Source organism: Dyadobacter soli (assembly GCF_900101885.1).
Lineage (GTDB): Bacteria > Bacteroidota > Bacteroidia > Cytophagales > Spirosomataceae > Dyadobacter > Dyadobacter soli.
This window is the reverse complement of sequence record NZ_FNAN01000021.1, coordinates 43,979-66,376: the sequence shown is the minus strand read 5'-3', so window position 1 is coordinate 66,376 and position 22,398 is coordinate 43,979. Positions and strand designations below refer to the sequence as shown.

At 51.2% G+C, this 22,398-nt stretch carries 21 protein-coding genes; 16 read left to right on the top strand and 5 right to left on the bottom strand.

The window, feature by feature from the left end; translation table 11 throughout:
* Positions 1-113: 113 nt before the first annotated feature.
* Genes BLQ88_RS29255 through BLQ88_RS29245 form a run of 3 tightly spaced genes read left to right on the top strand, consistent with a single transcriptional unit; the run spans position 114 to position 5,447 of the window.
* Positions 114-1,547, top strand: a complete 1,434-nt coding sequence (locus BLQ88_RS29255) for a glycoside hydrolase family 140 protein (RefSeq protein ID WP_090156567.1) — start codon at positions 114-116, stop codon at positions 1,545-1,547.
* A gap of 4 nt (positions 1,548-1,551) precedes the next feature.
* Complete coding sequence (locus tag BLQ88_RS29250; protein ID WP_090156566.1) at positions 1,552-3,384, top strand: sialidase/neuraminidase family protein; 1,833 nt, start codon at positions 1,552-1,554, stop codon at positions 3,382-3,384.
* Positions 3,385-3,425: 41 nt separating this feature from the next.
* Positions 3,426-5,447, top strand: coding sequence for an aceric acid hydrolase (locus BLQ88_RS29245; protein ID WP_090156631.1), 2,022 nt, complete (start codon positions 3,426-3,428; stop codon positions 5,445-5,447).
* 434 nt (positions 5,448-5,881) lie between these two features.
* Here the strand turns inward: BLQ88_RS29245 and BLQ88_RS29240 are convergent, their stop codons facing one another.
* The 3 genes from BLQ88_RS29240 to BLQ88_RS29230 all read right to left on the bottom strand — a co-directional run bounded on the left by BLQ88_RS29240 (position 5,882) and on the right by BLQ88_RS29230 (position 7,413).
* The gene (locus tag BLQ88_RS29240) at positions 5,882-6,247 is read right to left on the bottom strand and encodes a helix-turn-helix domain-containing protein (RefSeq protein ID WP_090156565.1); all 366 of its coding nucleotides are present in this window, start codon (positions 6,245-6,247) and stop codon (positions 5,882-5,884) included.
* Between the two features lie 8 nt (positions 6,248-6,255).
* Complete coding sequence (locus tag BLQ88_RS29235; RefSeq protein ID WP_090156630.1) at positions 6,256-6,549, bottom strand: type II toxin-antitoxin system HigB family toxin; 294 nt, start codon at positions 6,547-6,549, stop codon at positions 6,256-6,258.
* Between the two features lie 102 nt (positions 6,550-6,651).
* Entirely contained in the window at positions 6,652-7,413 is a 762-nt protein-coding gene (locus tag BLQ88_RS29230) for a 3-keto-disaccharide hydrolase (RefSeq protein WP_090156564.1), read from the bottom strand.
* A 253-nt stretch (positions 7,414-7,666) separates the two neighbouring features.
* Between BLQ88_RS29230 and BLQ88_RS29225 the strand changes: the two genes are divergently transcribed.
* The 9 genes from BLQ88_RS29225 to BLQ88_RS29185 all read left to right on the top strand — a co-directional run bounded on the left by BLQ88_RS29225 (position 7,667) and on the right by BLQ88_RS29185 (position 17,748).
* Positions 7,667-8,434: a DeoR/GlpR family DNA-binding transcription regulator gene (locus tag BLQ88_RS29225; RefSeq protein ID WP_090156563.1), complete on the top strand. Its 768-nt coding sequence runs from the start codon at positions 7,667-7,669 to the stop codon at positions 8,432-8,434.
* 123 nt (positions 8,435-8,557) lie between these two features.
* On the top strand, positions 8,558-10,018 hold the full coding sequence (locus BLQ88_RS29220; protein ID WP_374754783.1) for an L-fucose/L-arabinose isomerase family protein: 1,461 nt from the start codon (positions 8,558-8,560) through the stop codon (positions 10,016-10,018).
* Positions 10,019-10,077: 59 nt separating this feature from the next.
* Complete coding sequence (locus BLQ88_RS29215; RefSeq protein ID WP_090156561.1) at positions 10,078-10,905, top strand: transketolase; 828 nt, start codon at positions 10,078-10,080, stop codon at positions 10,903-10,905.
* Positions 10,906-10,948: 43 nt separating this feature from the next.
* Positions 10,949-11,911, top strand: coding sequence for a transketolase family protein (locus BLQ88_RS29210; RefSeq protein ID WP_090156560.1), 963 nt, complete (start codon positions 10,949-10,951; stop codon positions 11,909-11,911).
* A gap of 87 nt (positions 11,912-11,998) precedes the next feature.
* A complete protein-coding gene (locus tag BLQ88_RS29205) occupies positions 11,999-13,450 on the top strand; it encodes a DUF1593 domain-containing protein (protein WP_090156559.1) in 1,452 nt (483 codons plus the stop codon).
* A gap of 70 nt (positions 13,451-13,520) precedes the next feature.
* Positions 13,521-14,477 carry a D-ribose ABC transporter substrate-binding protein gene (locus tag BLQ88_RS29200; RefSeq protein WP_090156558.1) on the top strand — a complete coding sequence of 319 codons (957 nt, stop codon included), beginning with the start codon at positions 13,521-13,523 and terminating at the stop codon, positions 14,475-14,477.
* Between the two features lie 2 nt (positions 14,478-14,479).
* The gene (locus BLQ88_RS29195) at positions 14,480-15,112 is read left to right on the top strand and encodes a DUF2291 domain-containing protein (RefSeq protein WP_090156557.1); all 633 of its coding nucleotides are present in this window, start codon (positions 14,480-14,482) and stop codon (positions 15,110-15,112) included.
* Positions 15,109-16,653, top strand: coding sequence for a sugar ABC transporter ATP-binding protein (locus BLQ88_RS29190; RefSeq protein WP_090156556.1), 1,545 nt, complete (start codon positions 15,109-15,111; stop codon positions 16,651-16,653). Before BLQ88_RS29195 ends, BLQ88_RS29190 begins: the two co-directional genes overlap by 4 nt.
* Before the next feature lie 45 nt (positions 16,654-16,698).
* Positions 16,699-17,748: an ABC transporter permease gene (locus BLQ88_RS29185; RefSeq protein ID WP_310590158.1), complete on the top strand. Its 1,050-nt coding sequence runs from the start codon at positions 16,699-16,701 to the stop codon at positions 17,746-17,748.
* Positions 17,749-17,754: 6 nt separating this feature from the next.
* On the opposite strand, the gene BLQ88_RS37625 is transcribed toward BLQ88_RS29185, so the two are convergent.
* Complete coding sequence (locus BLQ88_RS37625) at positions 17,755-18,123, bottom strand: type II toxin-antitoxin system PemK/MazF family toxin (RefSeq protein ID WP_090156555.1); 369 nt, start codon at positions 18,121-18,123, stop codon at positions 17,755-17,757.
* On the bottom strand, positions 18,124-18,570 hold the full coding sequence (locus BLQ88_RS29175; RefSeq protein ID WP_090156554.1) for a hypothetical protein: 447 nt from the start codon (positions 18,568-18,570) through the stop codon (positions 18,124-18,126). It lies immediately after the preceding gene.
* Positions 18,571-18,731: 161 nt separating this feature from the next.
* Between BLQ88_RS29175 and BLQ88_RS29170 the strand changes: the two genes are divergently transcribed.
* From BLQ88_RS29170 to BLQ88_RS29155, 4 genes are all read left to right on the top strand, one after another.
* Positions 18,732-19,655 (top strand): glycoside hydrolase family 43 protein, encoded by a 924-nt coding sequence (locus BLQ88_RS29170; RefSeq protein WP_090156553.1) that lies wholly within the window; start codon positions 18,732-18,734, stop codon positions 19,653-19,655.
* Between the two features lie 104 nt (positions 19,656-19,759).
* Complete coding sequence (locus tag BLQ88_RS29165; RefSeq protein ID WP_090156552.1) at positions 19,760-20,290, top strand: hypothetical protein; 531 nt, start codon at positions 19,760-19,762, stop codon at positions 20,288-20,290.
* Positions 20,291-20,425: 135 nt separating this feature from the next.
* Entirely contained in the window at positions 20,426-21,043 is a 618-nt protein-coding gene (locus tag BLQ88_RS29160) for an RNA polymerase sigma factor (RefSeq protein ID WP_090156551.1), read from the top strand.
* 99 nt (positions 21,044-21,142) lie between these two features.
* On the top strand, positions 21,143-22,261 hold the full coding sequence (locus BLQ88_RS29155; protein WP_090156550.1) for a FecR family protein: 1,119 nt from the start codon (positions 21,143-21,145) through the stop codon (positions 22,259-22,261).
* Positions 22,262-22,398: the final 137 nt, after the last annotated feature.

Here is a 22,398-nt window from a genome sequence, read left to right as displayed (position 1 = left end):
TTTAGGGTTTATGAGTCCAGAGCCGGTTTCTGAATTCATAAACTTTAAACTCCTAAACTTTCGACTCTTACACTCCTAAACTTTCAACTCTAAACTCATAAACTCCTGAACTCATGAACATCAAACTCCTCACGCTTCTTTGTGCCGGTCTCATCGCCGGCACAATGCCTGTTTATAGCCAGTCGCTGAAAATTTCGGAGAACAAGCGGTTTTTTACAGACCAGGAAGGGAAGCCCTTTTTCTGGCTTGCGGATACTGGTTGGCTGCTTTTCAACCGCCTCACCCGAGAGGATGCCGACCGCTACCTCACCGACCGCCAGCAAAAGGGGTTCAATGTGGTGCAGGTAATGGTGGTGCAGGCTCTGAGGACGGTGAATGTGTACGGCGATTCCGCATTGTCGAACCACGATTTGGGCAGGCCGAAAGTGACGGACGGGAATGCATTTGAAAATTCGGAGGCGTACGATTACTGGGATCACGTCGATTATGTCGTCGGTAAGGCGGCGGAAAAGGGCATTAAAATCGGTATGGTGCCTATTTGGGGCAATGCGGTGAAGAACGGCCGGACGAGCGCGGCACAGGCAAAGGCCTATGCGCAGTTCCTCGCACGCCGTTACCGCGACAAGCCTAATATCGTGTGGATCAATGGCGGGGATATCCAGGGCGACGTTGTTCCTGATGTGTGGGAGGCGATTGGCAGCACATTACGCGCCGAAGACCCGAACCACCTCATTACCTTTCACCCGTTTGGCCGGATGCAGTCGTCTAAATGGTTTCATGATCGGGAATGGCTGGATTTCAATATGTTCCAGTCGGGTCACCGCACTTATGCGCAGGATAATGAGGCCAAAGATTTGCGTTACGGCGAGGATAACTGGCGCTATGTTGAGACTGACTACGCCCGCACGCCCGTAAAGCCCGTGCTCGACGGCGAGCCTTCGTACGAAAACATCTGGTACGGCCTGCATGATAAAACGCTGCCGGTTTGGACGGCCGACGATGTGCGGCGATATGCCTATTGGTCGGTTTTTGCGGGCGGTTGCGGGTTTACGTACGGGAACAATGGCGTAATGCAGATGCGCTACGCCAAAGGTGTGGCAAATGCTTCTGCGCCAAATGCGAATGTAGCACAGGCAAGTAATCAGAATGTAATCCCGACCGCAGGGTCATCCAAACTTGCCTCTTGGGAAGAAGCAATCAGTGATCCCGGTGCTGGACAGATGATTTATTTGAAAAAATTAATGCTTTCAAAACCTTACTTCGAGCGCGTACCCGACCAGTCGCTGATCGCTGAAAACGGCGAGCGTTACGATCGCCTGATAGCAACGCGGGGTAAAGATTATGCATTGATTTACACCTGGAATGGCCGCGAAATGAAGCTTAACATGGACAAAATTGGTGGTAAGAAGGTGAATGCAAGCTGGTTTGACCCGCGAACGGGTGAAACGAAAGTTTTAGGAAAAATTGAAAACAAAGGAATCAAAACATTTGACCCGCCCGGAGAGGTTAGAAACGGGAACGATTGGGTTTTGGTGTTGGAAAAATAGTGTTATGCAAAAAGAATTGACAGGAATACTGGCCTTGTGCCTGACCGCAGGCGCCGTGAATGCGCAGGATACGATCCGCTATACGGGCAAAACGCTCGTGAATGTCGACTACCATCACGGGCAGCTGAGCCCGGCTATTGGCGTGCATTCGTACCAGACATTACGAGCCAACCGCACGGACGCGAGCAAGGATTCGGCCATTACCTGGACCTACAACCACGCTCCGATGCTGGCCTACTGGAACGACACATTTTACCTGAATTACCTCAGTAACCCGGTAGGAGAGCACATTCCGCCAGGACAAACGCTTTTACAAACCTCGAAAGACGGCGCAAGCTGGACGAAACCGGTGGCTATTTTCCCACCCTATAAAATTCCCGACGGCACCAAAAAGGAGGGGCATCCGGGTGTAGCGAAGGATTTGTATGCGGTAATGCATCAGCGAATGGGTTTTTACATATCTAAAAGCAACCGGTTGCTCACGCTGGCCTATTTCGGAATGGTGCTGGACGCCAAAGACGACCCGAACGACGGTCACGGCATTGGCAGGGTAGTGCGGGAGATCAAAAAGGATGGTACTTATGGTCCGATCTATTTCATCCGGCATAATGCTTCCTGGAAAGCGCCTTCGGACTATCCGATGTATACCGAAAGCAAGGACAAAGGCTTTGTAGAGGCCTGCGACGAGCTTTTGGCAAACAAACTGGTAACGCAGCAATGGGTGGAAGAAGCCGACCGTAACGATCCGGTAATCAGTTTGAAAGGAGAGTATAAAGCATTCAGTTACTACCATTTGCCGGACGGTCGGGTAGTAGGCCTTTGGAAAAATGCATTGACCAGCATCAGTAGAAATGAAGGCAAAACATGGCTGTACAATCCCAAACGTGCGCCGGGTTTTGTGAACAGCAATGCCAAAATCTGGGGGCAAAAAACGTCGGACGGCAAGTATGCGACGGTTTACAATCCTTCGGAATTCCGCTGGCCGCTGGCGGTTTCGGTGAGTGATGATGGTCTGAATTACAAAAACCTGCTGCTTGTGAACGGCGAGATCACCTCGATGCGCTATGGCGGTAACTATAAATCCTACGGTCCGCAATACGTCCGTGGCATTTCGGAGGGCGACGGCACACCTCCCGACGGCAATTTGTGGGTCACTTACAGCATGAATAAAGAGGATATCTGGGTTTCGGAAATCCCTGTTCCTGTGCGCGATAAGGCCGAAAAGCACGCTTCCGACCGCTTTGCAAAAATGCCTGACGGGAAGGAACTAGACGAGTGGAACATTTACAGTCCGCTGCAAGCATCGGTGAATGTCGGAAAGGGAAAAAATGGTAAGGCATTGATTATCAAAGATTCGGATCGCTTCGACTACGCCCGCGTGGAACGCGTGATACCAGCAACCAAGAAGCTGGTCGCTGAATTTTCCGTAACGCCTAATCAAACCAATACCGGCTTGCTCGACATTGAATTGCTGGATGCCAAGGGTACGCCGGGCATTCGTTTGTCTTTTGATTCGACAGGGGTATTCCGGTTAAAAGCGGGTTATCGGAATAAGACGCTTTTGGAATACAAAAAAGGCGAGCGCTATGATATTAAGGTGCAGGCTAATGTCGAAACGCGCATTTACAGCGTCGTAGTGAATGGCAAGCAGGTCGGTACCGGTGTGCTTTTCGCCCCATTGGAATCGGTAAGCCGCATTGCATTCCGTACCGGCGACACCCGCCGCTTCCCCGATGCCGATACGCCTACCGACCAGATGTACGATCTGCCGAATGCAGGTTTGAAGGACGCCGAGGCCGTTTTTGAAATAGATTATCTGATTACCAAGCCATTTTGAATGCAGTTTCTGCTAGTAATGCATGGCTGATTTTTGAAAATATGAAAACTACTAAAACCATTATCGCGCTTTCGCTGGGACTGGGGCTGCATGCATTTGCACAGGAAAAGGCGCTTGTGAACACTTCGCAAAGTAAATTCGTGAAACTGCACGGTACCGACATGAACGCCGTGCAATGGACGGAAGGCTTCTGGGCCGATCGCTTCAAGGTTTGTCGGGAAACCATGGTGCCCCAGCTCTGGAAAACCTACACCGACCCGAACGTGAGCCACTCGTTCCGCAATTTCGAGATCGCGGCGGGCCTGGAACCGGGTAACTTCAAAGGTCCTTCCTTCCACGACGGGGATTTTTACAAGACATTTGAAGCGGTAGCAAGCCTGTACGCCGCCACCAGGGACCCGAAACTGGACGAGCTGATGGACAAAACCATCGCCGTCATCGCCAAAGCGCAGCGTGCAGACGGCTACATTTATACGAAAGCCATTATCGAGCAAAAGCAGAACGGCGAGGGCAAAATGTTCGCGGACCGCCTCAGTTTCGAAGCCTACAATTTCGGGCACCTCATGACCGCCGCCTGCGTGCATTACCGCGCTACCGGCAAAACGAGTATGCTCGAAGTCGCCAAAAAGGCCGCCGATTTTCTGATAACCTTCTACAATGCAGCTACACCCGAGCAAAGCCGCAATGCCATTTGCCCCGCGCATTACATGGGCCTTTCGGAGCTCTACCGCACCACGCACGACGAAAAATACCTGACGCTCGTGAAGCACCTCATCGCCATCAAAGGCGCTTCCGAGGGCACCGACGATAACCAGGACCGTATTCCGTTTCTGAAACAAACCAAGGTAATGGGCCACGCCGTGCGTGCCAACTACCTGTACGCGGGCGTTGCGGACGTGTACGCGGAGACTGGTGACGAGGCGCTTCTCGCGCAGCTGCACGCCATGTGGGACGACGTCACCCAACACAAAATGTACGTCACCGGCGGTTGCGGCGCTCTTTACGACGGCGTTTCCCCCGACGGCACGAGCTACAAGCCCGACGAAGTTCAGAAAATCCACCAGGCATACGGCCGCGATTATCAGCTTCCCAATTTTACTGCTCACAACGAAACCTGTGCCAACATCGGCAACGTGCTCTGGAACTGGCGCATGCTGCAAATCACCGGCGATGCCAAATATGCTGATATCGTGGAGCTTGCATTGTACAACAGCGTACTTTCGGGCATCAACCTCAAAGGCGACAAGTTCTTGTACACTAACCCATTGGCCTATTCCGACGCATTGCCGTTCAAGCAGCGCTGGGAGAAGGACCGGCAGGCCTACATTTCGAAATCTAACTGCTGTCCGCCCAATACCGTGCGTACGGTGGCCGAGGTAAGCCAGTACGCATACAGCCTCTCCGACGCGGGGGTTTTCTTCAATTTGTATGGTGGTAATACATTTCAAACAGCCGTTAAAGGCGGTCGGCTACGTCTGACGCAAGCCACTGAATATCCGTGGAATGGCAAGATTTCCATGGCACTCGAAGAGGCCCCGAAGGAAGCATTATCGCTTTTTTTTCGTATTCCAGGCTGGTGCAGCAATGCTTCATTGTTGGTGAATGGTAAAAAGGAAACTGTAAAGCTCGCCTCTGGCAGCTATGCCGAAGTTAAACGCGCCTGGAAATCAGGCGACAAGATCGAATTGACGCTCGATATGCCCGTAAAACTGATTGAATCCAACCCGTTGGTAGAAGAAACCCGCAACCAGGTAGCCGTCAAACGCGGTCCGGTGGTGTACTGCGTGGAGTCCATTGATTTACCCAAAGGCAAAACCATCTTCGACGTGGCGATCGGCGCGCGGAACAACTTCAAACCTGCATTGTTGACCATCGAAAACAGTCCGGTAATGAGCTTGCAGGGGGATGCGGTGCTTGTCGATAATGCGGATTGGAGCAAGAAGTTGTACCGCGAAGTGTCCGTTGACGCGCCTAAAACCATTCCCGTGCGGCTGGTGCCGTATTATGCCTGGGGAAACAGGGGGCATGGGGATATGTCGGTTTGGTTGCCGCTGGCTAGGTGATGTTGAGGTATGGAACGTCTAGGTGAAATGCGGCGAGGGGAGATGGTTTGAGAGCGTGCGGCATTTCCGGGAATTGTTGTTGCGTACCTACGGCACTTTCGAAACTTTGCGTAATCGTTTTTGCTACCGATGTTGCATCCCTGACGGGATTTTCGGTTAGAGCAGTCCCGTTAGGGACGTAACATTGGTAGAAAATGTGCTGTATGTGGCATTTTAATGCCGTAGGCATGTAACAACAGCGGATGAGCCCCGGTGGGGCTTCCTGTTTGTAGCATTGGCAAAGGTGCTCAACGTCACGGCTCCGTAGGTGCCGCCTATGCATGAACAGGCGGCACCTACGGAGCCGTGACGTTGGTATTGACATCTGGTTTCTATAAACAGGGCACCGCTCTGCGGCAGGCCTTTGCTGTAACAGGGTTATGGTACCCGCAATGCTATGCGTTATCCAGCAGGACTCCCGGATCGATGCCTAATTTGTGATAAACTGCTTTTAGGAACGGTACATCCGGCTCCTGTTTGCCGCTGAGTATTTGAGAAAGTTTTGCTTTCCCTAGTCCCAGCATCTCCGCGAGGCCTGCTTGTGTTAGATTAAGCTCAAAACGCTTCCTTTCGACTATTTCAGGAATTGTTTTAGGGATTGGGAAAGGGTAGTGGATGTCTTCGTATGCCTCAATGGCCAATGCAAGTGCTTCGATTCTGTCTGCCTCCGCGTCGGATATGTTCTCTTCACCCTTTTTCATCAAAGTGTTAAGCTCTTCAAGTGACGCTTCGTATTCTTCCTCTGATTGCAAAGTTTCCATATTGTTTCTTATAATTTTGACAAATTTAATTTATCATATTGCTTATGAGTACCTATAAAGCGGATGTACAGTGTCCGCTTTCTAAAATTGATTCTTGCTACTAATCGGCACTTGTTGCCACCAACGTTGAAGACGAACAAATCATTGCCAACGGAATCAGTGGCGTTGAATGTGCACTTTACGCTGGCAAAACAAGCCCAATTGGCTCTGCGCGTCTCCTCATACCACTTGTCCAGCGCTGTTTCCAGCTCAGGTTGACGAGCGCAAAATGATCGGATCGCTCTACGGGAAACAACAACCACCGGTTTGCTATTTGAAGTTAACGCTTCAATTTGGAAAACCACGGGTTAGTAAATGAAATCTTTTACCCAAATGACATGTCTGGGTTATTCTCCGGTTTCATACTACAACTCCCTCACCCAAATATTCCGAAAACTCACCCGGCTCCCGTGCTCCTGCAACTGCAATGGCAGCTTCGCGTCATGGTATTTGTATTTCGGATAGCCTTGATACACCATCGGGCCCTTCAATTCTACATGGTTTAAAATCAAGACATTATTGTGAAATACGGTCATGTAGGCGGGCTTTTCAACGGTTTTGTCGGGCCGGAAGACGGGGGCTTCGAAGATGACGTCGTAGGTCTGCCAGGTTTGGGGTTTACGGGCGGCGTTGACGAGCGGCGCGTGTTGTTTGTAGACGCTGCCGGCCTGGCCGTTGTAGTAGATTTTGGTGTTGTAGTTCCAGGATTCGTAGATCTGTAATTCGTAAAGGCCCATGATGAGCACGCCGCTATTGCCGCGGTTGAAGTCCTTGTCTTCGGATGGATCGGGTGTGCGCCATTCGAGGTGGAGCTGCATGTTTCCGAACATTTGTTTTGTGCGGATGTCTGTCGCTTTGGGGACGATGGTCAGGGCGTCGCCATCGGTTTTCCATTTGACGGGCGAGCCGTCGGGGTGCTCCCATTTGGCGAGGTCGGTGGTGCCGTTGTACAGGACGATGGCGTCCGATGGCGGTTGTGTGGAGGTTTCACCCGGCTTTACAAGCGGTGGTTTGAACGACCAGTCCTCGGTAACCGACGGGGATGGTAATTTTTCTTCTTTTTCGGACTGGGCGGTTGCGAATGTGCTGGTAACCAGTGATAGTATCGTGAAAATGAGTGTTCTCATAGTGCTTGGGTGTTGTTTTGCGGAAATTGCAAAGTCGGGCTTGATTAGACGGTTGTGGTTATACAAAGAAATAGTAGTACAATAACTCATTATTATTTTCAATTTTCTCTTTTTATTTTCTTTTATTTACGTAAATTTGCTTTTGATAAGTTTAAGCATTCTATTTGAGCTGTGAATAGGTTTATTTTTTGTCGGTATGTGACGAATTGTTTCTTTTCCATCTATTTTTAGGTAAAAAACAAAAGTTAATACAATGCTGGCAAATCAGAGACGGGAGAAAATACTTGAACTGTTAAAAGAAGACGGATCGGCGAAGGTGATCGACCTCGCGCGACTGTTTAAAGTGACCGAGGTGACGATCCGGCAGGATCTGGACAAGCTCGAAAAGGACGGCCTGGTGATCAAGGAGCACGGCGGGGCGTTTTTGAAGAATGTCGAAGACCAGGTGCGCAATTTTTCACTGGCCAACCAGGAAAACCTCGATAAAAAGGAGCTGATCGCCGCCAAATGCCTGGAATTTATTTCCAACGGCGATACGATCATCCTCGATTCCGGGTCGACCACGACGGAAATCGCGAAGAAGCTGCGGGGCAGCAACAAGCATCTGACTGTGATTACCAATGCGCTGAACATCGCATTGATCCTCGGGGCTGAAACGGGTATCGAGGTGATCATGACCGGAGGGGAGTTCAAGCCGCCTACCTTGTCGCTCACGGGGCAGAAAGCAGCCGACTTTTTCAAAGGACTGAATGTGCAGAAACTGTTCCTCGCCACGGCGGGATTGTCGCTGAAAGCCGGGCTTACCTACCCGAGTATCGCGGATCTGGTGGTGAAAAAGGCGATGATCGATGCCGCGGATACGACTTACCTCGTAGCCGACTCGACGAAAGTAGGAAAAAGCGCATTCGCAAGCCTCGGCGCATTATCCCTGATCGACTACATTATTACGGACGCCGGGATCGAGGAGAAGCATCAGCAGTTGTTTCATGATAATGAGATTGAGTTGATTATAGCGGAATAGCCTTCCAGGGAGGAAAGGGATGAGGGAGGAATGGGAGGAGAGTTTGATTTAAATATTGAGCATAAAGCTTTGCATATGGCTTACAGCTTAACGCTTACAGCCTATTGCCCTTAAACCATGAACATGAAAAGTATTGGAGTCATTATTGGTAACAGGGATTTCTTTCCGGACCGGCTGGTGGCCGAGGCGCGGGTGGAGATCGTTGATTTGCTGAAAAAAATGAATATCAATGGAATTATGCTCGATACCGAAGCCACCAAGCTCGGGGGCGTCGAGACGTTCCAGGATGCGCAGAAATGTGCCGCATTGTTCCGGGCGCATCGGGATGAGATCATTGGTGTACTGGTAGTGCTGCCCAATTTCGGCGACGAACGAGGCATTGCCGAGACGTTGAAACTGGCGGATCTGAATGTGCCGGTGCTCATTCAAGGCTATCCCGACGATCTGGACAAGCTGGATGTGGCCCGCCGCCGCGATTCGTGGTGCGGCAAGATTTCGGCTTGCAATAACCTGTATCAGTTTGGCATCAAATACACTTTGACCACCAAACACGTCGTGCATCCGAGCGATCCCTCATTCATCAAAGATCTGAATGATTTTGTAGCGGTTTGCCGCGTGACCAAAGGACTTCGCAATGTGCGCATTGGCGCCATTGGCGCTCGTCCGGGCGGTTTCAATACGGTGCGTTACAGTGAGAAAATATTGCAGCGCAACGGCATTTCGGTGGTTACTGTGGACTTGTCGGAGATTTTGGGCAATGCCAATAAACTGAATGCCCAGGATTCGAAAGTGAAAAAAAGATTAGACAAAATCACTTCCTATGCCTCGCGCGGGCGGACGCCGGATGAAGCGTTGATCCAGATGGCGAAGCTGGATGTGGTTTTGGGAGATTTTATTGAAGCCAATGCATTGGATGCTACGGCGATACAATGCTGGACGTCGGTGCAGCAGAATTATGGCTGCAATGTGTGCACGAGCATGAGCATTATGAGCGAAAACATGATGCCCAGCGGCTGCGAGGTGGATGTGACGGGTACATTAAGTATGTATGCATTGCAGCTGGCTTCGGGCTCGCCGAGCGCACTGGTGGATTGGAACAACAATTACGCCAACGACGATAACAAATGCGTGCTTTTTCATTGCGGTAACTGGGCGAAATCGTTTTTGCCGGATATCGAAATCGCGACGGCGCCGATTTTAGGCACGTCGGTGGGAGAGGAGAATACCTGGGGTGCGCTGGCCGGGCGCACGCCTGCGATGCCGCTCACGTACGGGCGCATCAGTACGGACGACCCGCGCGGCGTGATGAAGGCGTACATAGGCGAGGGCCGTCTGACGGACGATACGCTCAAAACCTTCGGCAACCGCGCCGTGGCCGAGATCCCGAACCTGCAAAACCTGATGAATTACATCTGCCGCAATGGTTTCGAACACCACGTGGTGATGAATGCGTCGAAAACGGCGGGCATTTTGAAAGAAGCATTGGGCAATTACATGGGCTGGGAAGTGCAACTGTTCGAAGAACCCGCACAGCAACCTTACCCCTCGCGCTTGCCCGACCGCGAACTGGTTTCGCAAAACTGACCCTGAACTATCGGAAAATTACAAATACCGGCAGGAATGCCGGATTAATGCTAAAAGTCATGTCGGAAAAGGAGCTGGCGCAGAAATCGGTGGAGTACCGCAAGAAAATACTCAAATATATCTACCAGGCCAAAGCGGGCCATACCGGCGGCAGCCTGTCGTGTATCGATATTTTGAATGTGCTCTACAATTATTCGATGAACGTCGATGCCGACCGTTTCGACTCCCCCGACCGCGACCGGTACATCCAGAGCAAAGGGCATACGGTGGAAGCATTGTATGTAGTGCTCGCGTCGCGCGGCTTTTTTCCGGAAACCGATCTGGAGACTTTGTGCAAATACCAGTCGCATTACATCGGACACCCGACGCGCAAGGTGCACGGCGTGGAGCAGAATACCGGCGCATTGGGCCACGGACTTTCGCTCAGCGTGGGTACCGCCATTGCCGGCAAGCTCGATAAGCGCGATTACCGCGTGTTCACCGTTCTTGGCGACGGCGAGCTGCCCGAAGGCTCCAATTGGGAAGCTGCATTATCGGCCTCGCATTACAAGCTGGATAATTTGTGCGCCATTTTGGATAAAAACACATTGCAAATCTCCGGCCCTACCAGCGCCGTGTGCAATACCGATCCGGTGGATGACAAGTTCGAGGCATTCGGCTGGGCCGTGCGGCATGTGGATGGGCACAATATCAATGAGCTAATGGCTGCTTTCGATGCATTACCGTTTGAAAAAGGTAAGCCGAGCCTCATTATCGCGCATACCGTGAAGGGTAAGGGCGTGAGCTATATGGAAAATCAATTGAAATGGCACCACGGCGTACCTGACAAGCAGCAGTATGCCGACGCGATACAGGAATTGGACGAGCTGGAAGAGACCCTGGCCTGACCTTTCCCGGAAACCTGACATTTGAATTAAAATCTAAGAAATAGTGGATGCGACTATCGAGAACATTGCTGTAAGCCAGCGCGCCAACCTGGAAGTTTTTTCGGGCACATTGCAGCAGCTTGCGAAAACCGACCGGGACATTATCGTGGTAACGAGCGACTCGCGCGGCTCCGGCAAGCTGGTGCCGTTCGGGCAAAAGTTTCCCGAACAGATTATCGAGGTGGGTATTGCCGAGCAGAACCTCGTGGGCGTCGCGGCCGGGCTGGCTTCGGCCGGTAAGAAGGTTTTTGCCGTTTCGCCCGCATGCTTTTTGACGGCCCGCGCATTGGAACAGATCAAAAATGATGTGGCCTATTCCGATAACCCGGTGAAGCTGATCGGGATCAGTGCCGGCGTGAGCTACGGCGCATTAGGCTCCACGCACCACAGTTTGCATGATTTCGCGGTTTTGCGCACCATTAATAACCTCATTGTAGTGGCCCCGGCGGATAATTTCGAGACCGAACAAGCCATTTTGTTGGCCGCGGAAACCGATATGCCGGTTTACATCCGATTTGGTAAGAAACAAATGCCTTTGCTTTCGGAGGACGAGAAGACATTCGAATTCGGTAAAGGCCGCATTGTGCGCGAGGGCGGCGATATCACCATTATCGGCACCGGCGAAACGGTGGCGCCCGCGTTGCTGGCAGCCGAAAAGCTCGAACGCGAGCACGATTTGTCGGCCACGGTGGTGAGTATGCACACGATCAAGCCGCTGGATTACGAACTTTTGCAAAATATCGCCGCTACCGGTCGCCCGATCGTGACGGTAGAAGAGCATAGCATTTATGGCGGTCTCGGTGAGGCCTGCGCTTCGTTTTTAATCCAGAATAACTTCTGTAACCGCTTCAAGATCATCGGTATCCCCGACGAATACACGGTTACCGGCTCCCAAACGGAGATTTTCAATCATTATGGCATTTCGGAAGGAGGCATTGCCGCCGCGGCGCTGGGCCTCGTAAAGTAAGCGCCGGTTTATGTAAGTGTAAACAGGCGGTTAATGAGTCGTTGTAGAATCAGGTCTTTTTTGAATAGGGTTATTTGGGCAAAATTTATGAAACTGATAAGACAAATGTGCTGTGGTGCCGCGTGGCTGCTTTCGGGCTCCATGATCGGCTTAGCGACACCCGCTTTTACCCAGGCGCAGGGAGCGGCCGGAGCAGATGCCGCCACGCCCAGGCATCGCGTGCTGGTACTCACAGACATTGAAAACGAACCGGACGATACGCAATCGATGATCCGGTTTTTGACCTATTCCAACCAATGGGACGTAGAGGGGCTGGTAGCTACGACTTCCATTCACCAGCAAAAACGCGTCGCGCCGGAAAAGATCAAACAGCTTATTGAAGCTTACCGAAAAGTGCGTCCCAATTTGCTTCTACACGAAAAAGGCTATTCCGAGGCGGATTACCTTATTGGCATTACTAAAAGCGCATTCCCGGATTTTGGGATGAACGCCGTGGGTAAGGGCAAGGATTCGGAAGGTTCTGAATGGATTATCAAAGTAGTAGATAAAAAGGACGACCGGCCGGTATGGATTCCCGTCTGGGGAGGCGCTAACTGTCTCGCACAAGCGCTCTGGAAAGTAAAAATGACCCGCTCGCCCGAGGATTTGAAGAAATTCGTTTCCAAAATCAGGATGTATACCATTTCAGACCAGGACGATACCGGTCCGTGGATCCGTAAAAACTTCCCCGACGTTTTTTATGTGGGCAGTCCGGGTTACCATGCGGCGGGAGCGTACCATTATGCGACCTGGTCGGGTATCAGCGGCGACAAGTTTCACGGCCGCTTTTCGGGTGCCAATTTTGAAATCGTAGACAACCCCTGGCTGGACGAACACGTGCGCAGCCACGGCCCGATGGGTAAGGAATATCCTTTCACCAAGTTCCTCATGGAGGGCGACACGCCTTCGTTTTTGGGATTGGTGGATAATGGCCTAAACGACCCCGAACACCCCGAATACGGCGGCTGGGGGGGACGATATGAACTCTACACGCCACGCACACTTAAATATTTTTACGAACCCGAAACCCGCCCGATCTACACCGACGCGATGGACGAAGTGAAGGGCGTCGACGGTGCCTACCACACCAGCAACAAAGCCACATTATGGCGCTGGCGTGAGGCATTCCAGCACGATTTCGCTGCGCGGATGGACTGGACTATCAAACCTTTCAAAGAGGCCAATCACCCGCCGAAAGTGGCTGTGAAAGGCGGTGCGCGCATCAATGCAAAAGTCGGTGAAACCGTGCAACTTAACGCCGATGGCTCATCCGATCCGGACGGTAACACATTGAACTACGAATGGATTTACTATCCCGAGCCGGGCAGTTACAACATCAAAGAACCGCTTAATATAAAGGATATAAAAGCCGCGCAAACGTCTTTTGTGGCTCCAAAGGTGGAAAAACCGGAGACCATTCACGTGGTACTGGCCGTTACCGACAATGGTTCGCCCGCGCTGACGCGTTACCAGCGCGTGATCGTGACCGTGTACCCGTAGCGGGCGCGCTCCGTAGCCGCACGCACATGAGCCAGGCGCCCGATGTGCGACCACCTAAAACCATTGCAGCATGAAAACCAGCATACTTTACCGGATAGCCCTTTTTTGCGTCTTTTTTGCATTTGGATTAAATGGTTGTAAAACAAAAGAATCCAAAGACGAGCCGAAAAAGATCGCGATCGTGATTTCGACGCTCAATAATCCCTGGTTTGTTTTCCTCGCACAAAAAGCCGAGGCAAAAGCGAAACAGCTCGGCTACGAATCCAAAATTTTTGATTCCCAAAATAACACCGCCCAGGAAACCGACCATTTCGACAATGCGATCGCCTCGGGCTACGACGCCATCCTGTTCAACCCGACCGATGCGGACGGCTCGATTGTGAATGTGAAAAATGCCGTGGCGGCCGGTGTGCCGGTGTTTTGCATGGATAGGGAGGTGAATGCGAATGGCGCGGCTACCTCGCAGATTTTGTCGGACAGCTATTCCGGCTGCGTGGCGATTGGCAAGTATTTCGTCGAGACATTGAATAAGAAGGGCAAATACGTGGAAATCCTCGGTATGGTAGGCGATAACAATACCTGGAATCGCTCGAAGGGCTTTCATAGTGTAGTCGATTTTTATCCGGGTTTGAAAATGGTTGCCCAGCAAAGCGCCGATTTCGACCGGAATAAGGCGATGGAAGTAATGGAATCGATCCTGCAAGCGCACCCGGATATCGATGGTGTGTTCTGCGGAAACGATGCCATGGCCATGGGCGCTTACCAGGCATTGGTTGCCTCCGGGAAGGCAGATCGCGTAAAGGTATTCGGCTTCGATGGGGCCGAGGATGTGGTAAAATCCATTCAGGATGGCAAAATACTGGCCACCGGAATGCAGTTCCCCGAAGTGATGGCGCAAACTGCCGCCACATTTGCCGATGCGTATTTCAAAGGCAAACGCGATTTCCCGGGCAAAATGCCGGTGGCCGTGGAACTGGTAAGAAAGGATAATGTCGAAAACTATGCCGCTTACGGCGAAAAAGAATAGCTATGCCCAAACCGATCCGATACCTGCTCTACGTGGCGGTGTTTGCATTACTGGCCTATAATTCGGTGTATTTCAAAAAGCTGGATGAGGTGAAAGCGGGTGCCGCGGCATTCGATGCTGCCGGTTATGCCAAAAATTTTTGGGACAAAAAACTTACTCCCGGCTTGTCGAAAGCGGTGGACTTGAATGCATTATTATCCCAACTCAAAACCGATAAAGACAAAGCTTTTGAACAGCATTCGCACGCATTAGGCATCGGAAATATCCGGTATTTTATGGTAAGAGGGCAGGGCATGGTAGCCGATGTGAGTGAAAATGAAGTGTCCGTAGAACTGGCTGACGCCGGAGGAAACACTGGAAATGTGCGCATTGCTATGGAATACATCTTCGGTAATGCGGTGCGCGACGCCTCGGGTGCAATAGACATCAATGCATTTACCAATTCGATGGATTTCAATAATGTGTCGGCAGAGATCAACAAGCTGATCCGCGAAAAAGTGGTGCCGCCATTCAAATCCAAAGTAAAAAAGGGTGACCGGGTGGCATTCTCCGGCGCTATTGAACTGAACCGGGCGCATTTGCAGACCAATGACATTGAAGTTATCCCGGTAAGTCTCCAAATCGAAAAGCCATGACGGACACAGCGACATTGTTGGAAGTGAAGCATATTACGAAGCGGTTTCCGGGCGTGCTGGCGTTGGATGATGTTTCATTATCGATCGAAGCCGGAAAAGTGACCGCGCTGATCGGTGAGAACGGGGCGGGAAAATCGACTTTGATGAAGATACTGTCGGGTGTTTATCCTGATTTCGAAGGAGATATCTGCTACAAAGGAGAAATAGCGAAGTTTGCCGGTCCGAAAGATGCCCAGCAGCAGGGTGTGGTGATCATCCACCAGGAACTCAATTTAATTCCTTACCTGACCATTACCGAAAACATTTTCCTCGGTCGCGAGCTGGTGACGCAATACGGCACGATGGACAAAAGCCGCATGCGCAAACGCACGCAGGAACTACTCGACCGGTTGAAACTCAAAGTAAATCCCGATTCGCAGGTTTTCAAACTCAAAGTAGGCCAGCAGCAGATCGTGGAAATCGCGAAAGCGTTACTCACGGACGCCGAGCTGATTATCATGGATGAGCCTACATCGGCTATCACCGGCTCGGAAGTGGAGGTTTTATTCGACATTATCGCCGATTTGAAAGCGCAGAACAAAGCCATCGTCTACGTCTCCCACAAGCTCGACGAGCTCTTCCGCATTGCCGACAACTACGTGGTACTCCGCGACGGCAAGAGCATCGAATCCGGCGAAATGGCCGGTATGACGCAGGACCAGTTGATCAGCAAAATGGTAGGCCGGAAAATAGAAGTTATGCGCAAAACCACCGACCGCGGCGCCTGCGAATCATTGCTGGAAGTGAAAAACCTGAGCCTGAAAAGTCGTTTGAAAGCGGGTAATGTGCTGAGCAATGTTTCTTTTAGTATCGGTAAAGGGGAAATTGTGGGACTTTTCGGCCTGATGGGCGCAGGTAGGACAGAACTGCTGGAATCTATTTTCGGGCTGCATCCGGCGCATTCGAGCGGGAAGGTGCTGATAGACGGTGAATCTATTTGCTGCGATTCTCCCGCGCGCGCTATTGCGGCCGGGCTCGCGCTCGTACCCGAGGACAGGAAGAAGGACGGATTGGTGCTGGGGCTGGGCGTGAAGAATAATATCAGCCTCACCACATTGGAGGAAATGGAGAACCTTGGTACGCTCGATAATTCGAAGGAATGCGAGCTGGCCGACCGCTATATCAGCGAGCTTCGCATTAAAACTCCGTCGAAAGATCAGAAGGCCAGGAACCTCAGCGGAGGTAACCAGCAGAAAATCGTCCTCGCCAAATGGCTGGCAACGCGCCCGAAGGTGCTCCTGCTCGACGAACCGACGCGCGGTATCGATATCAATGCAAAAACAGAGATTTATAAGCTCATTATCCGTCTCGCCGACGAAGGTTTGGGCATTCTGATGGTTTCATCGGAACTCCCTGAGATCCTCGCCATTTCCGACCGCATCCTGGTAATGTCGGAAGGAAGATTGACAGGCGAATTTCTGGCAAGCGAAGCGTCGGAAGACGCAATACTGAAAGCGGCGATCGGTGCAACGAACGCAAACGTCCGACCGTCTGCGGCTTGATATTGAAGAAGTTATATGTAGAAATTTGTGAATACCAATATTCCTATGCCACAAGACATTCATTCAGTTACCGGTAGCACCCCTCCGGCCACCGAAAAAAGGCTGGCGACGGAAAGTAGCGGGGCAACGCTCCTGACACGCTTCCCGATAGCCCGCTTTCAATCGCTTATTGCATTGTTTTTGCTGTGCCTGGCATTGAGCATTATGTCGGATAAGTTTCTGACATTCTCGAACTTATGGAATGTCATGCGGCAGATTTCCGTCAATATCTGCATTTCGGTGGGTATGACTTTGATTGTGCTAACGGCGGGCATTGACTTATCTGTCGGCTCGGTACTTGCATTGTGTGGTGCTATTACGGCTGGGTTGCTCAAAAACGGCATTGAAATACCTTCCCAAAACCTGTTTATCGGGTTCACCGTGCTCGGCGCCATTCTCGCTGGCGGTGTGACGGGCTCGGCCCTCGGCGCGTTCAATGGCTGGGCAATCACCCGGTTCAATGTGCCGCCGTTTGTGGCTACGCTGGCCATGCTGACAGTCGCAAGGGGCCTTACCATGCTCTGGACGGGCGGTTTTCCGATCAGCGGGCTGGGGGATACGTTCCTTTTTATCGGTACCGGCTGGTTTCTGGGCATCCCTGTGCCCGTCTGGATCTCCATTATCGTGATCGCACTCGCCGTTTTCCTGACTGATAAGACACGCATTGGTCGCTACATTTACGCGATCGGAGGCAATGAAAATGCCTCACGTTTGTCAGGGATCAATGTTAACAGGGTAAAAATCATCGTCTATACCATTGCCGGAGCGCTTGCAGCGGTGGGCGGGATCATGGTCACATCGCGCCTCGACTCCGCCCAGCCCAACGCGGGTATCAGCTACGAGCTCGATTCGATCGCAGCCGTCGTCATCGGTGGTACTTCGCTCTCCGGCGGTCGGGGCAGCATCCTCGGCACCGTCCTCGGCGCGCTGATTATCGGGGTGTTGAATAATGGGTTGGTACTGTTGAATGTATCGCCGTTCTGGCAGCAGGTGGTGAAAGGGCTGGTGATTTTGCTGGCGGTGATTATTGATAAGTCGAATGGGAAGGGGGAGTAGGAGGGGCTAGTTAGTTCTCTCAAATCCAAATGTACTAGTGTTGATATGGGACAAAAGCATTTTAAGGGCTTGCCTGGTTAGGCGGTTGTAGGGGTTTCCTTGCGTCGGATGCACTTTCGTTGCATCCACGTAGGTAATGAGATGACACCTTATTTGCGAAGTACCTTTACTATTCGCGTTTTGGAGCATTGAGTTGTCCAATTTGAATGTGAAACGATCGTTGGTATTGTTGGAGGACATCATGGCACAGACGTAAATGCTGTCATGATGGTAAACTTCGGTACAGGATAACACAACTGCTGAATGTGTGAGATATCGGCCCGTCGACGGTATAAGAAATTCAAATGAGATAATGTCGCCGGGATGAAAAGTCATTTACTTTATAAGTGTGCTGAGGGACATGATGGTGTTATAATAAAGAGCCTCGCGGAGTTCAGGGTCCGTTGGTATCACGGGTAAATGTTCTGTTTGCTTGACATGCAGTTTTGCTTCCAGTTTATATATTGCCAGTTCGTGCCGACGGAATGCAACGCTCAAAGCAGGGTTTTGAATTTTTTCGATCGCATTATCCATTTTGACCAACTCCGGCAATATGCCTCGGATGAATGCCATTCCTTTTTCAACTTGCTCGTCGTCCATCTGTTTGATCAGTTTCATCTGCCGCTCGATAAATTCGGTATCGCGCATGAGGTCCGCCGCGATGCGCATGCTGAGCCAGTTGGAAGGCGATTTTGCAAACACTTTTATAAAATGGGCGAGCCGGGCTGCGAGTGAGGTCTTTTTAGCCCCAAGCTGTATTGTGCTGAATGTTACTTCGGTCATAGTCGCGAGGTGATTAGTTGATGAATAACAATGTAAAATTACCTTGCAAAATACTTCATTGCAAGCCAGTTAAGTTCCGGTTTTGCCGGTAATTAGCAAGAGATGTTCCTAAAAGGCCGAACGGTTAAACTCAGTTATCAACTGCCAGAAAAAATTTTAAAATGAACCGATTTTACTTACTGTTTCTTGTTGCATGCCTGCTGTTTTCGTCCTGCCAAAAACAATCCTACCTCTTCACCTCCTTCCGCGAACCGGCTACGGATGGGCTGCATCTCGCGTACAGCGACGATGGCTATCATTGGACGGACCTTGGTGGCGGTTACCTCAAACCCGAGGTTGGCGGCAAACTCATGCGCGATCCTTCGATTGCGCGGGGGAAGGATGGGATGTCCCACCTCGTCTGGACGACCAACTGGAAGGGCGACAAAGGTTTCGGGTATGCGAGTTCGAAAGATCTGGTGCATTGGTCGGAGCAGCGGTTTTTGCCCGTGATGGAGCATGAGCCGGAGGTCGTGAATGTGTGGGCGCCGGAGTTGTTTTATGATGATGAAAACGATCGTTTCGTGATCATTTGGGCATCCACGATTCCTTTCAAATTTCCGAAAGGCGAGGAGGATGAGCGCAATAATCACCGGATGTACTACGTGACCACAAAGGATTTTCAGACGTTCTCCAAAGCCGCATTATTCCTCGATCCGGGTTTCAGCGTGATCGACTGCGTGATCGCCAAGCGGAAAAAGAATGATTATGTATTGGTTTTGAAAGACAATACCCGTCCGCAGCGGAACATCAAAGTGGCATTTGCGAATGACGTTTTGGGCCCCTATCAAAATGTTTCCGAGCCATTCACAGGCTTTTTAACCGAAGGACCAACAGTCGTGAAGGTTAAAAACGACTGGCTGATTTATTTCGATCAGTATCGCGACAAAACTTACGGGGCAGTACAAACGTCCGATTTCAAAACTTTTACCAATATTTCCAAACAAGTAACCGTCCCGAAAGATCACAAGCACGGGACGATCATTCCGATCGATGCCCGAACGCTGAGGAAGTTGAAGAAACGGACGCCCGGCGCTCCGAAATAACCTGACAGTAGGTCAGATACCGGTAGCTGTTGTCGGATAGCCCCGAAATCCGTGAAATTATCCTGATTATCTGTAAATTATCGCATTCACTCAAATGTATTGCGATGCGAGACCGTGAACCGCTTATCGACGAACTCCTGGGGCGTTTTAAAAAGGAGATCGGTGCTGACTTTGAAAAATACGCCAATCACGTTCACCGGGTGTTCGAGACCTGCGTGACGCGCGACACGGACCCTGCTAATCGTCACAACTATGCGATCGCAGCGGTATTTCACGACATCGGCATCTGGACGGCCCACACGATCGACTATCTTCCGCCATCCATCGGGCAAGCCGAACATTACCTGAACTCCGCGCAAGGCGGCGCCGGTGTTGCCGAAATTACAGCCATGATTTATTGGCACCACAAGGTCGGGCCTTATCGTGGCCAATTTCCTGTGACGGTCGAAACCTTCCGGAAAGCGGACTGGAATGACGTGTCGCTCGGCATCCTCACGTTGGGCACCGACCCGCAGGTACTTCGACGCCTGCGCCGGAGATTCCCGAATGCCGGATTCCATTGGTTTTTGATTCGGAAGATCGGTGCCAATTTTTTGCGTCATCCGCTGAATCCGCTGCCGATGTTTAAATCGTGATGAGGACGCGGGCGTATAGGGTATGCGTTAGCTGCGTCGGTATAATTGTTCGAAGATTAAATAAGATGGATAGTAGTAAGAAAGCGGCCCGGGCTGCTTTTCGTTTTCAGACCTGACTAAAATTCACCCGTTTTCATGAAGGCTTTAACCCGTTCAGACCTCCATCCGGCCATGTATTTGGAAGAAGAGCAGAAGCTGTGGCGGGAAATGCTTGCCGGGGATGTCACCGCTTATGAACACCTCATCGACCGCACCTACGACCTGCTTTTTCACTACGGAACAAAGTTCAATGGCGATCGCGAGCTCATTAAGGACTGCATTCAGGACGTTTTTCTGGGCGTTTGGGAAAAGCGAAATGCATTGAACCCCGAAATTCCCCCCAAACCTTACCTGCTTGCGTCGCTGCGCCGTCGTCTCCACCGCCTCGCCTCACGCCTGCGGATGGATTGCATGGATTACTATAATGAATCGGACATTGTTTTTGATCTCGAATTCAACGCAGAGTACCAGCTGATCGAATCCGAAAACGACCGGATTTTGGCCTCCCGCATGACCGAAATGCTCAATGAGCTTCCCAAACGGCAAAAAGAGGCCGTTTTTCTCCGTTTTTACAACGATATGGAACGCGAAGAGATCGCGATGGTGATGGACATTCAGCCTCAATCCGTCTCCAATCTGCTGCAAGAGGCATTCAAGTTTATCAAATCGCATTGGAAAGCCATCGTTTCGCTGGTTTTGGCGCTGCCGTTTTAGTTTGAAATACCTCATTTAAAAATTGCAAAAAAAATCAGAAAAATACAGTATCCCGCTGCCGGGACGGTCTAATGGTGTTTGAAAAGCTAAATTTTGAACATGGACCGTTACCGCGATTTCAGTTTGGGGGAGTTTGTCTGGGATAAGCCGTTCCGCAACTGGGTGCTTAACCCGACGCGCGAGGACGACGAAACCTGGCAAAACTGGCTCGCTGCCCATCCCGAAAAGCGTGAAATGGTGGAGCGGGCCCGGAAGCTGGTACTATCGATCAGGCCTGCAAATGCCTCATTATCAAATCCTGAAAAGCGTAAGGCAGTGGAACGGATCGTAGAGCGACTGGAAGCGCGAAACCTGGATAGTGCGGAGGAACGCCGCCCGCCGTGGTACGCGGGTCGCGCGGTGCGCGTTGCCGCAATACTCGTTTTGCTGGCGGGATTAGGCTGGATGTTCCGGCTGCGTCATCAGCCGAAAGCTGTCGGTTACGAGCAGCTCGTCGCCGCAACAAAGATGGAAATGCGTGAAACCGTGAATGCAACCGATCAGCCGCTGACGGTCAGTTTGGAAGATGGTAGTAGCATTACCCTCGATCCGGGCAGTAAAATAAGCTATCCCCCGCATTTCGGGGACGGCCACCGAGGTCGCCGAGAGGTTTTTCTTTCGGGAAAGGCATTTTTTGACATTGCCAAAGATCCGTCCAAACCTTTTTTTGTGTATGCCAATGAATTGGTAACCAAAGTGTTGGGTACCAGTTTTACGGTCCGGTCCTTTGCCGATGAGCAAGAGGTTTCGGTAGCTGTGAGGACAGGTAAAGTGGCGGTATTTTCAAGAGAAGATCCGGATATGCCCGAAAAACAAAGCAGCCGCGAGCTGACGGGTGTGGTAATCGAGCCTAATCAGCAGGTCGTTTTTGTGCGTACCAGTGTGAAGATCACCAAAAGTCTCGTTCCCGAGCCGGAAGTAGTGGCCGACGCCGGCGTCGCGCCGCATTTGGAGTTTGACGAAGCGCCCGTATCGGCCGTATTGAGCGCATTGCAGAGCGCTTACGGTATCGATATTATTTACGACAAAAATATCATGGACGAATGCCCCATCACCGCCACGCTGACGGAAATGTCGCTTTACGAGCAGCTCGACCTCGTGTGTAAGGCGGTGAACGCCAGCTACGAGAGCATCGACGGGCGAATCGTGGTGGAAGGGAAAGGTTGCAGAAATAACTAAATAAAAAGCCGGCCCATGCGCCAACATGGCCGGCTCGGATATCCTCAGTGGTTAGCAGACCGTCACATCTCATGCAAATGGGATGAGGAGGAAGATTTTGCCAAGTTTCAATTAACAAAACCGTTCAAATTTATGAA

Coding starts and splice junctions, on each gene's coding strand:
- BLQ88_RS29255 (WP_090156567.1), top strand. CDS start 114: ATGAACATCAAACTCCTCACGCTTCTTTGTGCCGGTCTCATCGCCGGC.
- BLQ88_RS29250 (WP_090156566.1), top strand. CDS start 1,552: ATGCAAAAAGAATTGACAGGAATACTGGCCTTGTGCCTGACCGCAGGC.
- BLQ88_RS29245 (WP_090156631.1), top strand. CDS start 3,426: ATGAAAACTACTAAAACCATTATCGCGCTTTCGCTGGGACTGGGGCTG.
- BLQ88_RS29240 (WP_090156565.1), bottom strand. CDS start 6,247: ATGGAAACTTTGCAATCAGAGGAAGAATACGAAGCGTCACTTGAAGAG.
- BLQ88_RS29230 (WP_090156564.1), bottom strand. CDS start 7,413: ATGAGAACACTCATTTTCACGATACTATCACTGGTTACCAGCACATTC.
- BLQ88_RS29225 (WP_090156563.1), top strand. CDS start 7,667: ATGCTGGCAAATCAGAGACGGGAGAAAATACTTGAACTGTTAAAAGAA.
- BLQ88_RS29220 (WP_374754783.1), top strand. CDS start 8,558: ATGAAAAGTATTGGAGTCATTATTGGTAACAGGGATTTCTTTCCGGAC.
- BLQ88_RS29215 (WP_090156561.1), top strand. CDS start 10,078: ATGTCGGAAAAGGAGCTGGCGCAGAAATCGGTGGAGTACCGCAAGAAA.
- BLQ88_RS29205 (WP_090156559.1), top strand. CDS start 11,999: ATGAAACTGATAAGACAAATGTGCTGTGGTGCCGCGTGGCTGCTTTCG.
- BLQ88_RS29200 (WP_090156558.1), top strand. CDS start 13,521: ATGAAAACCAGCATACTTTACCGGATAGCCCTTTTTTGCGTCTTTTTT.
- BLQ88_RS29195 (WP_090156557.1), top strand. CDS start 14,480: ATGCCCAAACCGATCCGATACCTGCTCTACGTGGCGGTGTTTGCATTA.
- BLQ88_RS29190 (WP_090156556.1), top strand. CDS start 15,109: ATGACGGACACAGCGACATTGTTGGAAGTGAAGCATATTACGAAGCGG.
- BLQ88_RS29185 (WP_310590158.1), top strand. CDS start 16,699: ATGCCACAAGACATTCATTCAGTTACCGGTAGCACCCCTCCGGCCACC.
- BLQ88_RS37625 (WP_090156555.1), bottom strand. CDS start 18,123: ATGACTTTTCATCCCGGCGACATTATCTCATTTGAATTTCTTATACCG.
- BLQ88_RS29175 (WP_090156554.1), bottom strand. CDS start 18,570: ATGACCGAAGTAACATTCAGCACAATACAGCTTGGGGCTAAAAAGACC.
- BLQ88_RS29170 (WP_090156553.1), top strand. CDS start 18,732: ATGAACCGATTTTACTTACTGTTTCTTGTTGCATGCCTGCTGTTTTCG.
- BLQ88_RS29165 (WP_090156552.1), top strand. CDS start 19,760: ATGCGAGACCGTGAACCGCTTATCGACGAACTCCTGGGGCGTTTTAAA.
- BLQ88_RS29160 (WP_090156551.1), top strand. CDS start 20,426: ATGAAGGCTTTAACCCGTTCAGACCTCCATCCGGCCATGTATTTGGAA.
- BLQ88_RS29155 (WP_090156550.1), top strand. CDS start 21,143: ATGGACCGTTACCGCGATTTCAGTTTGGGGGAGTTTGTCTGGGATAAG.